A 13,322-nucleotide genomic window follows, 5' to 3' on the forward strand; every position below is an offset into this window, starting at 1 on the left:
CATATCAGATTCATCTTTTTATATAGAAATAAACCTTATCATTTCATATATTGTTCAACTAATTGATAACATCTTTTGCTCGTATTGTTAGCATTAACCCTTTCATAGTACCCTCATCCTACCAAAAAATAAAAAGAATACATACAACCTTGTATAATTATCTCAATTTTTCAACCTTTTTTCATAAACGAACAATACAATTAAAAAAACGTTTTAAATTCGTTTTTAACGTTTTTTTTCAGATATAAAATCTACTTTTTAAAAAAATGTTAAGAAATCCTTTGACTTCTTAATAAAAATAATGTAAATTATCCTATGGACGAACATTTTTGATTAATAAAAATAAAATATTCGTATTTTAGGGGTGTAAATGATGGAAAACGTATTCGACTATGAAGATATTCAATTAATTCCTGCAAAATGTATTGTAAATAGCCGCTCTGAATGTGATACAACTGTCACTTTAGGAAAACATAAATTTAAATTACCTGTCGTGCCTGCAAATATGCAAACGATTATTGATGAAAGAATCGCAACTTATTTAGCTGAAAACAATTACTTCTATATCATGCATCGTTTCCAACCAGAGAAACGAATCTCATTCATTAGAGATATGCAATCACGTGGATTAATCGCTTCTATCAGCGTTGGTGTAAAAGAGGACGAATATGAATTCGTACAACAATTAGCTGCTGAGCAACTTACACCTGAATATATCACGATTGATATCGCACACGGTCATTCTAATGCTGTGATTAACATGATTCAACATATTAAAAAACATTTACCAGAGAGCTTCGTTATCGCTGGAAACGTTGGAACTCCCGAAGCGGTAAGAGAATTAGAAAATGCTGGTGCCGATGCAACAAAAGTTGGTATTGGACCTGGTAAAGTTTGTATTACTAAAATTAAAACAGGCTTCGGAACTGGTGGTTGGCAGCTAGCTGCACTTCGTTGGTGTGCAAAAGCTGCAAGTAAGCCAATTATCGCTGATGGTGGTATTCGTACACACGGCGACGTAGCTAAATCTATTCGATTTGGGGCAACTATGGTCATGATCGGTTCTCTATTCGCTGGTCACGAAGAGTCTCCAGGGGAAACAATTGAAAGAGATGGCAAACTTTATAAAGAATACTTCGGTTCTGCTTCTGAATTCCAAAAGGGTGAGAAGAAAAACGTTGAAGGTAAGAAAATGTTCGTTGAGCATAAAGGTTCTTTAGAAGATACGTTAATCGAAATGGAACAAGATCTTCAATCTTCTATCTCTTACGCTGGTGGAACAAAACTAGATGCTATTCGTACTGTAGATTATGTTGTCGTGAAAAACTCAATTTTTAATGGTGACAAAGTATATTAATTCTTAAAATTAAAAAGAAGGAGAAGCATAGAATTGCTTCTCCTTCTTTTTAATATATAAAAATGTTAAATATTTTTATTTTACTGAATTTTCTAGTATCATATTTTTAGATGCTTTTAATAAGGAGGATATAAGACATGAAAACTATAATTGAGAATCGTCTTGTTCGTGCGAAAGTACCTAACGAACTAAAATGGGATTTGTCTGATTTGTATAAGTCCAATGATGAGTGGCATACCGCATTAAACATATTAGAAAATGATATACAGAAACTTGATGCATTTAAAGGACGTTTACATACTAACTCCACAACTTTATTAAATTGCCTACTTTTAGAAGAAGAGCTTTTAATGAAGTTAACAAAACTGTACTCATATGCAAATTTAAAAGAATCTACTGATCGTACAAATCCAGTTATTCAAGCGAACTCTTCCAAAATTTCTGCTTTATGGACGAAAGTACATACTGCACTATCCTTTATTCATAATGAAATCCTCTCATTCGACGAAGGAACAATTGAAAAATATTTAACTGAAGAAACAAAACTCGAACCTTTCCGTAAGTCGTTACTAGAAATACTCAAAAAAAGGCAGCACACACTCTCTCCTGAAACAGAAGAAACACTTGCTGCACTTGGCGAAGTTCATAGTTCTCCATACAAAATTTACGGCATGACTAAATTGGCAGATATGGATTTCACTTCTATACAAGACGAACAAGGAAACGAACTCCCTGTTTCTTTCGCATTATTTGAAAGCAAATATGAATTTTCTCCAAGCGCATACATACGTAGAAAAGCATACTCATCATTTGTTTCCACCTTGAAACGATATAAAAATACAGTTGCGACAACATATGCTACCGAAGTAAAAAAACAAGTAACACTTTCTCGTTTACGTAAATATGAATCCGTTACCCATATGCTATTAGAACCACAAAAGGTTCCACTTGAAATGTATAACAACCAACTTGATATTATTTATAAAGAATTAGCACCTCATATGCGCCGTTTTGCAGATTTAAAAAAGAAAGCATTAGGACTCGATCAAATGCTTTTCTGCGACTTACATGCACCTTTAGATCCCGAATTTAATCCGACGATTACTTATGAAGAAGCAGCCACGCTCATTCAAGATTCTTTAAAAGTATTAGGCGATGAATATAGTTCCATAATCGAAAAAGGATTCAAAGAAAGATGGGTAGATCTTGCAGATAACGTAGGCAAATCAACAGGGGCATTTTGCTCAAGTCCATACGGCTCTCATCCCTATATTTTAATTACATGGCAAAATACGATGCGTGGATGCTTCACATTAGCACATGAATTTGGACATGCTGGTCATTTCTATTTAGCAAATAAAAACCAACGTATCATGAACGTACGCCCATCTATGTACTTTGTTGAAGCACCATCAACTATGAATGAATTACTATTAGCTCAGCATTTACTAGCGACTACTGACGATAAGAGGATGCGCAGATGGGTCATTCTACAACTACTCGGCACATATTATCACAACTTTGTTACTCATTTACTTGAGGGTGAATACCAACGTAGAGTATATGCTCTAGCAGAAGAAGGACAGCCCCTTACAGCTACAACTTTAACTGAAATTAAAACAAATGTCCTTTCGACATTCTGGGGAGATTCTGTAGAAATCGATGAAGGTGCGGGCTTAACTTGGATGCGTCAGCCTCATTATTATATGGGTCTATATTCTTACACATATTCCGCAGGCCTCACTGCATCTACTGCAGTAGCTCAAATGATTAAAGATGAAGGACAACCTGCTATTGATCGCTGGTTAGATGTGCTTCGCGCTGGTGGTACAATGAAACCACTTGAACTAATGAAACATGCCGGAGTAGATATGTCAAAACCAGATGCAATCCGTCAAGCTGTTTCTTACGTTGGTTCATTAATTGATGAATTAGAGCATTCTTATCAAGAATAAAAAATAAGCCCTCGCTTTATGAGGGCTTATTTCATATTTACTTCCCAAACCTTTTACGATATCCACATTTCCTACAAAGCTCTTCAACCGCAACTCTTTTGGAAAATCCATCGACAATGTTTGTTGCTCTTTCACCTTCTATAATGTTAGAAAATGAATCGTTATTAATATTTCCAAGGTTAATAATCCCTTCACCATCTAAACAACAAGGAATAACCGTCCCATTCGCTAAAATCCCTGCTTGATTACGAAGTCCATGACAGAATCCTTTCCCATCATCCTCTTCTTCATGTAATGCTGGCCACTGGAATTCATAGTCTTGATTAATAAAGACACGTTCTGCAATTTTTATACCTTTTCCTGGTGTAAGCTTCTCTTCAATCTGATAAGATAGATCAAATTCATTTTCAATTATGGATAATAACTCCCTATTTTTCTGAATTTCAGCATTTGTTTTATTATCCTGAGTTAAATTCCATAACCTTAACGATACAATTAAATCTGATTGACTTGTCGCTTCCCTAATGAAGGAAAGTATACTCCTTACATAGCCCTCTTTATCTTGCGAACCTGGGTGTCCATCAAAACTATGCAGTGAAAAATTCATTTGTCTTAACGCGGGCTTATTTAACAGCCTATGCCTTCTCTTATTAATTAACGTTCCGTTCGTTGTAATATTAACTTTAAACCCTTTTTCATGACTTAAGTCTAATAGTTGATCTATTTTCGGATGGAGCAACGGCTCCCCCTTCACGTGCAAATAAATGTAGTCTGTGTGAGGTTTAATTTGGTCTAATCTTTTAGCAAAATCCTCTACAGAAATGAATTGCTTCTGCCTTTCCGTCGGCGGACAAAAGCTACACGCAAGATTACATACACTCGTAATCTCCAAGTAAAACTTCTTAAACTTCTTCACCTTTAATTCCTCACTTCTCTAACTACTTATACTTTTTTCCTCTTCATATTACAGCATATTTTTATGGAAATAGAAACATACTTATTTTAGGAAATCTACATACCATCTAATAATATTTAAAAGACCATCGGTAATTTTTGTCCAATGGTCTCTTTATCCTTTTTATATGCAAAGAATAAATTTATTTATGATACGGTTCATCATAACTATTCTAAATAAGCTTATTTTTTATTATTTTCATAATTAAATTTAACAAAAAAGGTAGTGCCTTCTGATCCTGTTTTAATTTCTATTTTTGCATTATGGCGGGCAGCAATGGCATAACATACACCTAACCCCAATCCAGTTCCATTATCTTTGGTCGTGTAAAATGGCGTACCCAGTTTCTCTAATACTTCAGGCCTAATACCTTTTCCTTGATCCTGCACTGCAAGCACCACACAATTTTGACCTTCCTTGTAGGTGCTAATGGTTAGAACTTTCCCTGTATCCATCGCTTCTAAGCCATTACGATATAGATTCATTAATAATTGCCGTATCTCATTACGATTTAAAAGTAATTCCGGAATGTCATTTGTATCGACTTGAATATACTTATTTTGATTGTGCGTATCAACCTTTATTAAAGGAATAATATCGCGGATAATTGAATTTAAATCTAACATCTGTAAATCCAATTTCCTTGTATTCCCCATTGAGAGAAATTCAGTAATAATAGAATTGGCACGGTTAAGTTCTTCAATCATTAAATGAAAGTACTTATTATGTTTCTCATAGGTATTCTCTTCTTTTAATAACTGCAAAAATCCTAGTACCGTTGTCATTGGATTTCTAATTTCATGGCTGATACCTGCTGCCATTTGCCCTATTAAATCAATGTTAGATAATCTTTTCAATTCCTGTTCATATTTCTTTTTTTCCGTTATGTTTTTAAAAATACAGCAAATACCATCATCATACGGGTATGCAATAACTTCGTGCCAATATTCATCTGCAGTAGAAAGAAATTCGAAATGAACTGTAGTTCGCTCTGACATTGCACGATGAAATTCCTTATACATAACTGTGTCGATGTCACTCGGGAAAACATCCCATATATTCTTTCCTAATACATCTTTTGCTGTTTTTCTTTGCGGAAAATATTGGTGCTTATTTACGTACGTAAATTCCCATTTATTATTTAAAGTAAAGAATCCATCCGTAATACATTCAATCACACTTGTAACTTTTTCATTAGCAGCAGCTAGCTCTCCCGTTCGCTCTTCCACTATACTTTCTAGTTTATCCATATATAACAAATTTGAAAACGTAGGGGCTGTGGCATCAACAATAGATTTTGCTAGTTGAATTTGAGAATTATCGTAATTGTGAGCTTTTCCTTCTTTACCAACGACGATTACCCCTAATACTTCTCCCATTGAAACCAATGGAATCATCAATAAATCCTTACTATCTATATTTTTTGTTTGAATAACCTCTTGGATCTTGGCTTCATAGCTTTTCTCTGTCCAATCCGCTTCTGTCCAATCACAGCCCTTACTTAATTTCGTTGTTTTAATCGTTGTTTTGTCTAGCGGATCTAGAAGATGGGCAGTCATATTTTTACTTTCTAAAATCTGATCTAAGTAAAAAAAGCATTTATCAAAACTCTCCTGTATTGAGGCACACATTGATAAATCACGGGTAACATTTAGTAACAGCTGCTTCTCAGCAATAAGGTTTTCCTTTTGTGTTAAATTATTTGCGTTTTGAATTGCGACCGCGGCCATATTTACATAAGCTTCAACACTTTGAATTTCTGAATCTGTTAAGTTCATCGGAATCCCATAATCAAATAAAAAAACCAGACCAAATAACTCTTGCCTAAATGAGATAGGCAGAGCTAATAAGGACTTAATTTTAAACGCATCAACGGGTCTCGGATCTGGTCGATGATCCTTTGAGGTATCAGGAATATAGATGGTTTTTTTCGTTTCAATAACTTCTTTTGCCAGTAAATCTACTTCAGGATCAATTACCTGAGTATCGAGCGTTACGCCATTTATGGTCTCTGGTTTTCCTGCAAACCCTCTAAATGTTCCATCTTCCTGGGGTAAATAAATTCCAACAGCATCGCACCTAACAATCTCCTCTGATATCGCCATTGTCACACGCTGTAATACTTCACGTAGTTCTAATTTTGTATTTATTATTTTTGTTATATTCGCGAGCCTAGAATATCTCGTCTGATCACTTACCATTCACATAGCCTCCAGTTATAGGCATAATAAAATAAATATGATAATATCAGCGTCTTACCTTTGTTTTACATAGAATACCTTACTTATGGTAAGGTTCCCCACGATTAATCCGAAACGCTCTATACACTTGCTCAAGCAACACTAATCGCATTAATTGGTGTGGTAACGTCATCTTTGAAAAAGAAAGTGATTCGTTTGAACGCTTCATTACTTCTGAACTTAGTCCGAGTGATCCACCAATTACAAATGCGACTTTACTCTTTCCGTATGTAGCAAGGCGATCTAGACTGACCGCAAATTCTTCTGATGACTTTTGCTTTCCTTCTATAGCTAATGCAATCACATGCGTGTCATCAGAAATTTTATCCAGTATACGTATACCTTCTTTTTCCTTTACAATTAACATTTCTGCTTCACTTAAATTTTCTGGTGCCTTTTCATCTGGCAATTCAATTACTTCTACTTTTGCGTATGCTGATAATCGTTTTAAGTATTCTGCTATACCTTGTTTCAAATATTTTTCTTTTAATTTCCCAATTGAAATAATCGAGATATTCACACGTATCCTCCACCTTACAAACATGTTATCCACAAAACTTATCCACATATCCACAAACACTACCCACATATTGTGTGAGAATCTGTGTTCGATACAACATATGTCGCCTCATTTTGACAAAATTCACATGTTTTTTTCTCTTTTTCTGAGTTATCCACACTGTTGATAACCGGCGCAACTTCACACTCATCCACAATAATATCTAACGCTAATTCAACATGTTCTAAACAACAAGGTAAATTCATTTTCTTCACCTCACTTTTCTACAATAGAAAACAGGAGGTAGGCCCTCCTGTTTTTAATACTTTTGAATGCCTAATTTCACTGTTGTTGTTACTCTTTTTGTACCACGATAAAACGTAAGAGTCATTTTATCATTAATTTCCTTATCATATAAGGCCGTGCGGAATCCAATAATATCGCGAATCGGTTTTCCATCTACTGCCACAATAACATCATGTTCTCTTAAACCAGCATCCGCGCCTGGCGAAGGACTTTTCACATCCAAAATACAAACTCCTTCTGTTACAGTACCTGGTAAATGTAATGTTTTTGACCAATAATAGTTTGGAATTTCATTTAATGACCTAAGTTCAATCCCAACATACGGTCTTCTTACTTTTCCATACTTCTCAAGTTCATTCATAATCGGAACAGCCCTAGTCACCGGAATAGCAAGTCCGATTCCTTCTACTTCTTTTGCAGCAATTTTCATTGAATTAATACCAATTAATTGTCCTGCTGCATTTACAAGCGCACCGCCACTATTCCCTGGGTTAATCGCCGCATCTGTTTGTAACACTTCTACTTGCCAATCATAATGTCCATCTTGATCTAAATCTACAGGGACAATACGTTCATTAGCTGAAATAATACCTTGCGTAACAGTTCCAGAGAATTGCAGTCCAAGTGGATTTCCAATCGCAATAACTGGCTCTCCTCTACGAACAGTATTAGAATCGCCAATTTCAATTATTTTTTTCACATGCTTTGCATCTATTTCTAATACAGCTAAATCTGTGACTACATCGGTTCCTAATACTTTTCCAGGAACCTTCTTACCGTCACTTAGACTTACTTCAATACGATTCGCTCCAGCTACAACATGATTATTCGTTACAATATAAGCTTGACCATTTGTCTTTTTATAAATTACTCCTGATCCTGTACCAGCCTCTGAATCTGCCTCTGAAAAGTTATCTCGTTGAATGTTAATAACACCCACAACGGCTTCAGATGCACGATCAACAGCATCTACAAAGCTAATCTGTTTAATTCCTTGAGCTTCGGCCATATTACTTCCGCTTGCTTCAGCTTGCGGAAGCGTATCAGCAGAATTTGAAAATAAGGGAGCTCCAAACGCAAATAAAGAAGCTCCTACAATTGTTCCCGCTATACTAGAAAGAACTATACCTTTATGCTTCTTTTTCCCTGCACGTTTCATACGATAATTTTCTTCATCAATAAAGGACATATTTGTTCACCCATCTTCCTGAAAACAACTATATTCACCTTTATTGTTTACTAAAATGAAGAATTATACGTATTGAATTTTTGTAGGCATTTTTGGATCTGTATCGTGAATTTCAAAGGATTCACCCACTCCAAATCCTTTTTCCTCTAGTACTTGTGATACTGACATACGAGCTAGTTCTTTCATGTTATTATCTAAGCTTAAATGGGCTAAATAAATATGCTTTGTCTCATCTGTAATTACATCTGCCATCGCTAATGCAGCATCCTCATTACAAACATGCCCAACGTCGCTTAAAATGCGTCGTTTAATGCTCCATGGGTAACGTCCCATACGAAGCATTTCCACATCATGATTACTTTCAAACACGAAAGCATTAGCTCCCTTAATAACGCCCTTCATACGGTCGCTTACGTATCCCGTATCTGTAATAAGCGCTAATTTCCTATTATTGTTATGGAAAGCATAAAACATCGGTTCTGCCGCATCATGAGAAACTCCAAATGATTCGACTTCAATATCACCAAATGTTTTCACATCCCCAACTGAGAAAATGAATTTTTGCTCAGTTGGGATATTTCCTATTAAATGTTCCATTGCATTCCATGTTTTCTCATTCGCATAAACGGGTAAATCATATTTTCGCGCCAATACACCTAACCCTTTAATATGATCACTATGCTCATGTGTTACAAGAATACCTGATACATCATTTATATTCAGTTCTGCTTGTTTAAATAAAGCCTCTGTCGCTTTACCACTTAAACCTGCATCGACTAGTAATTTTTTTTCATCGGTTCCTACGTATAGCATATTTCCTGTACTTCCACTTGCAAGTACGCTAAAATGCAACCCCATTATTTCTCACTCCAGTATGTTCATCAACCACTTGATTTTCCTTTTCCCCTAATTCCATAACTTGTCCTTCAATTGCATTCACAAAGAAGTCCTGCTTTTGCTCCGTTTTTAAATTCCACGTTGGAGCAAGTACTTGGTTATTAGAAGTAGATGCGGTAAGAGTGGCATAACCAATTTGCGCTTCTTTAACATGTGTATTTCCATGAATTTTATTTTTTAAATACAAATTTTCTAAAGCTGTTTGAGCCGTAATAATTTCTTGCTCTTTCGTTTTTTCACCTTCGCCCATTTCTTTTAAATCAGTTAGCATTGTCTGCGTATATGAAACAAGTTCATTTTTTTCATTTAATTCCACAACAATCATCGCCTGATTATTATAGAAAATAGGCTTATCTTTATATTTTTGGAAGAAATAAATTTTAGAGTCTTTCACCGCTCCAAATTCATACTTTTGTCCATCCAATACATAGTTCTTCAAAAATTCATTATACTTATCTTTTGATAATGATTTCGTATTTAAAAAAGGCTCTTTTAGCTTACTTTCTATCGTGTACATATTTTGTATATGCGCCGTTTGATTTTTCAAAGACTGTATATCATCTTCTTTAAAGGCTTTATTTTCCGCTCTAATAAATGACTCTTTCTTCGGTTCCTTAGGGATATTCCCTATAGTAATTTTATTTGCTTTTAATTCTTGATCTATCTTTGTTTCTGCAATAAGCTCCAATTGATTACTATCTTGCTTTTGAATGAATTGAAAAATGAGAAAGAGGTCCAAAACAAAAAAGGTCACAATAAATATGGTTTTAATTCGATCCCAATCCATTTAGTCCTCCCTCACTCCACTCATAGATTTGCTGTTTACCCGTTTCACCTTCAACAAGCTTTACATACCAAATTGGTTGTAGTCGAACTACTTGCCCATCTAGTGATAACTTGTATCCAATACCAATATCCTTAATTACTTGTTTCTTTATCTCTGGATTATTTTCTAGGGATGCTATTACAACATGCCCTGACGGAAGAGTAACTTTCTGTTCTATGCCTTTAGTATTTAAAGACAGCAACGGTCTTTCATATTCCATTACTTCTTCTGATCCCCATTTTTGTCTCAATTCAGCTAATCCATCTGTATTGAATACGGAATATCCATCTTCATGTAAGCGAAATACTGTCTCTCCTTTATTCATATAGTCCAAACGATATGAATCCAAACTTCCACTGTGACCACTTACAAATTCAAAGCTTTTTTGTAACAGCATTAAATTATCTATCGTTTTCTCAGTTAAGACAGAAGAGTTTTTATACTTTAGCATGTGACGATCGTTTTCAATTTCCATGGATCTAATACCATCTGTAAATGTTTCTTTCGATATCTCAGTAATCGGACTTAAATAACGAGGATCACTAAACAGAGCATTCTTAAACGTATCAACTGCTAAATTAGATGAAATATATGTTATATTGTTTAACTCTGTCGTGCCATCTGGTAAAAATAACTTTTTCATATCATTGATTTGATAATCAAAATAGGGCTTTGCTGATACTATAAATTGATTTTGAGCATTTACAATATCTTTTAAATACACACCACTTAATTTTGCCTCATATATTTTAAAGTTATCACCATCAGAAACAAAGTTAATTTTAATTTCTTGATCCTTACTCCTAGAAGGATCAAGGAGAATACGATTAAAATATTTAGGCTTATCTGTACTTTTCTCTTTCATGTTAAACATAGATTTAACTGCATCAAATGGGATATCAGTAGGGAAAACAAGTTCAATTTTCCCTTCACCATGCACATAGGATAGGAAATCACCCTTAGTGATTGATATCTCTCTAAACTCATGTAGCTCCCCTACTTCCAAAGGCTTATAGATTGATTCTATATCTGCCTCTCTTCTGCTCCCATAATGATTTTTATCTTTATGCACGATGATAGAAGTAGGACGGACAACATCGGAAATTTTAGTTTGATTCGTTCCTTCATTGCCCTGTACAAATTTTGCATTTTGCATGGATGTAGAATCTGGCACATACGTCCATAGGTTAAAAGTAAGAAACAGGCTAATTACAACTAGGTTAATTAAAACTATTGTTTTAAAGTTTTCCATACTCATTCCCAATCGTCCTCTTCATCTGCTGCCATTGGTAACGTGAAATAAATAGTTGTCCCTTTTCCTTCTTCACTCTTCGCCCAAATAGAGCCACCATGTGCCTCGATCATTTCTTTTGCAATTGCTAATCCAAGTCCCGTACCACCCATTTGTCTTGAACGAGCTTTATCTACGCGATAAAAACGTTCAAAGATTTTATCAACGTTTTCTTTTGGAATACCCATTCCTTGGTCACTTACGCTAATTTCTAATAAATCACCGCGATCACGTAAGCGATATGTTACTGTTCCACCTTCTGGTGAATACTTTAATGCGTTAGAAATAATGTTATACAGCACTTGAGTAATTTTGTCAGTATCCATATCAATAAACCTAGACTTCTTAGAGAAAGATCGTTTGAAACTTACATTTTGTTCTTTAGACATTTCAAAGCGATCAATAATATTATTAAAGAAATCAGTAAAGTCGACCCATTCTTTCATTAAACGGTGCTCTGTACTATCAAGTTTAGATAGCTGTAACAACGCATTTACAAGTCTAATCATTCTTTCTGTTTCTTCTTGTGTAACCGTTAAAAATTGTGGTGCGATATTCGGATCCTGCCATGCTCCATCTGTAAGTGCCTCTAAATAACTGCGCATCGTCGTTAATGGCGTCCTTAATTCATGAGAGACATTCGCCACAAACTCACGGCGTTCCCTTTCTATACGCTCCTGCTCTGTTACATCATATAATACGGCAATTAAACCATTTGCCTTCCCTGTTTCTTTTTGAATAACAGAGAAACTAGCACGTAAAATATATGGTTCATTTCTCGTACTAAAATCTAATAAAACAGAATCTGGCTCTTCATATAAATGATCGAGCGTAAATTCTTCCTGTATCCCTAATACCTCTAAAACAGATTGATCGAGCGCTGTTTCACGAGAAACATTTAACATTTTTTCCGCAGGGTCATTTAGTAAAATAATATCCCCTTTTCGGTCAGTAGCAATTACTCCATCTGTCATATGAGATAAAACAGATGATAGTTTACGCCTTTCACTTTCTGTAGAAGAACGCGCTTGTTGTAATTTTTTTGATAAATTATTGAAGGATAATGCCAGTTGTCCAATTTCATCATGGCTATGCACCTTTACTTTTCTCGAATAATTTCCTTTTGCCATTTCGATTGCTTGTCTCCGCATATCTGAAATTGGTCTTGTAATTGTTTGAGCCAATAAAATCCCAAGTACGGCCGTTACTAATAAGGCAATTACTGTTCCCGTAGCAAAAATTTGATTTATATCCTTCATTTGTTTATATACATCTTCCATAGATGCAACGATGTATATAACACCAAGCGCATCCTTACCATTATCATCTAGAATCGGAGTAAGCATAACTTGAACACGATGGCCTGTACTACCATCCTTCTCAATTTTCACTTCTGGCTTTTTTTGCACCAACACTCGCTGAACAGCTATATCAGTTGATGTTCTATTCACCTTATTCTGCTTTGATTCATCTGAAATAGCCAGTAACTTTCTATGCGAATCAAATACACTTACCTCTTGTATAACTTTTTTTTGATCAGAGGCAAACTTTCGAATAGAAGTTTTAATCGTTTCATCTGTTGACTCTGTTTCTGCTTTTGTATAACTTTTTTTAAATTCTTGTTTCAAGTTATATGATAATAAGTTTGTTTGCTGCGTTAAAGAATCCCTAAAACCTTGTACTAGGCTCTTCTCTAATTCCCTTACAAAATATACCCCAATAACTTGCATCGCTATTAATATTAATAGCATATATATAAGCACAAATTTTAAATGAATAGATTGAAAAAAACCAACTTTCTTCATAT

The 13,322-nt window shown here is 34.9% G+C and carries 11 protein-coding genes; 2 read left to right on the forward strand and 9 right to left on the reverse strand.

What is annotated here, in order from left to right; translation table 11 throughout:
- Positions 1-373 precede the first annotated feature (373 nt).
- Together guaC and pepF are read left to right on the forward strand one after the other, a co-directional pair.
- Positions 374-1,357, forward strand: coding sequence for a GMP reductase (gene guaC, locus AC1Q51_RS17895; protein WP_000432447.1), 984 nt, complete (start codon positions 374-376; stop codon positions 1,355-1,357).
- A 137-nt stretch (positions 1,358-1,494) separates the two neighbouring features.
- On the forward strand, positions 1,495-3,312 hold the full coding sequence (gene pepF, locus AC1Q51_RS17900) for an oligoendopeptidase F (RefSeq protein ID WP_090978345.1): 1,818 nt from the start codon (positions 1,495-1,497) through the stop codon (positions 3,310-3,312).
- Positions 3,313-3,349: 37 nt separating this feature from the next.
- On the opposite strand, the gene AC1Q51_RS17905 is transcribed toward pepF, so the two are convergent.
- From AC1Q51_RS17905 to walK, 9 genes are all read right to left on the reverse strand, one after another.
- The gene (locus tag AC1Q51_RS17905) at positions 3,350-4,228 is read right to left on the reverse strand and encodes a radical SAM/SPASM domain-containing protein (RefSeq protein WP_000713633.1); all 879 of its coding nucleotides are present in this window, start codon (positions 4,226-4,228) and stop codon (positions 3,350-3,352) included.
- A gap of 221 nt (positions 4,229-4,449) precedes the next feature.
- Complete coding sequence (locus AC1Q51_RS17910; RefSeq protein WP_069356595.1) at positions 4,450-6,468, reverse strand: GAF domain-containing sensor histidine kinase; 2,019 nt, start codon at positions 6,466-6,468, stop codon at positions 4,450-4,452.
- Between the two features lie 79 nt (positions 6,469-6,547).
- Entirely contained in the window at positions 6,548-7,027 is a 480-nt protein-coding gene (rlmH, locus tag AC1Q51_RS17915) for a 23S rRNA (pseudouridine(1915)-N(3))-methyltransferase RlmH (RefSeq protein WP_001027003.1), read from the reverse strand.
- A gap of 59 nt (positions 7,028-7,086) precedes the next feature.
- Positions 7,087-7,272: a CxxH/CxxC protein gene (locus AC1Q51_RS17920; protein ID WP_001052833.1), complete on the reverse strand. Its 186-nt coding sequence runs from the start codon at positions 7,270-7,272 to the stop codon at positions 7,087-7,089.
- Positions 7,273-7,325: 53 nt separating this feature from the next.
- A complete protein-coding gene (locus tag AC1Q51_RS17925) occupies positions 7,326-8,501 on the reverse strand; it encodes a S1C family serine protease (protein ID WP_000008032.1) in 1,176 nt (391 codons plus the stop codon).
- A 63-nt stretch (positions 8,502-8,564) separates the two neighbouring features.
- Positions 8,565-9,359, reverse strand: a complete 795-nt coding sequence (locus tag AC1Q51_RS17930; RefSeq protein WP_000522837.1) for an MBL fold metallo-hydrolase — start codon at positions 9,357-9,359, stop codon at positions 8,565-8,567.
- Positions 9,343-10,185: a two-component system regulatory protein YycI gene (locus AC1Q51_RS17935; RefSeq protein ID WP_000383720.1), complete on the reverse strand. Its 843-nt coding sequence runs from the start codon at positions 10,183-10,185 to the stop codon at positions 9,343-9,345. Before AC1Q51_RS17935 ends, AC1Q51_RS17930 begins: the two co-directional genes overlap by 17 nt.
- Entirely contained in the window at positions 10,166-11,482 is a 1,317-nt protein-coding gene (locus AC1Q51_RS17940; RefSeq protein WP_075719576.1) for a YycH family regulatory protein, read from the reverse strand. Before AC1Q51_RS17940 ends, AC1Q51_RS17935 begins: the two co-directional genes overlap by 20 nt.
- Complete coding sequence (gene walK, locus AC1Q51_RS17945) at positions 11,479-13,320, reverse strand: cell wall metabolism sensor histidine kinase WalK (RefSeq protein ID WP_000755367.1); 1,842 nt, start codon at positions 13,318-13,320, stop codon at positions 11,479-11,481. The genes AC1Q51_RS17940 and walK overlap by 4 nt, the downstream gene beginning before the upstream one ends.
- Between the last annotated feature and the right edge of the window lie 2 nt (positions 13,321-13,322).

This window comes from Bacillus sp. MT94 (assembly GCF_058792475.1).

Bases quoted from the DNA above. Each gene is read 5' to 3' on its own strand.
- AC1Q51_RS17920 (WP_001052833.1), bottom strand. From the start codon at position 7,272: ATGAATTTACCTTGTTGTTTAGAACATGTTGAATTAGCGTTAGATATT.
- walK (WP_000755367.1), bottom strand. From the start codon at position 13,320: ATGAAGAAAGTTGGTTTTTTTCAATCTATTCATTTAAAATTTGTGCTT.
- AC1Q51_RS17940 (WP_075719576.1), bottom strand. From the start codon at position 11,482: ATGAGTATGGAAAACTTTAAAACAATAGTTTTAATTAACCTAGTTGTA.
- AC1Q51_RS17910 (WP_069356595.1), bottom strand. From the start codon at position 6,468: ATGGTAAGTGATCAGACGAGATATTCTAGGCTCGCGAATATAACAAAA.
- guaC (WP_000432447.1), top strand. From the start codon at position 374: ATGGAAAACGTATTCGACTATGAAGATATTCAATTAATTCCTGCAAAA.
- AC1Q51_RS17935 (WP_000383720.1), bottom strand. From the start codon at position 10,185: ATGGATTGGGATCGAATTAAAACCATATTTATTGTGACCTTTTTTGTT.
- pepF (WP_090978345.1), top strand. From the start codon at position 1,495: ATGAAAACTATAATTGAGAATCGTCTTGTTCGTGCGAAAGTACCTAAC.
- AC1Q51_RS17930 (WP_000522837.1), bottom strand. From the start codon at position 9,359: ATGGGGTTGCATTTTAGCGTACTTGCAAGTGGAAGTACAGGAAATATG.
- AC1Q51_RS17925 (WP_000008032.1), bottom strand. From the start codon at position 8,501: ATGTCCTTTATTGATGAAGAAAATTATCGTATGAAACGTGCAGGGAAA.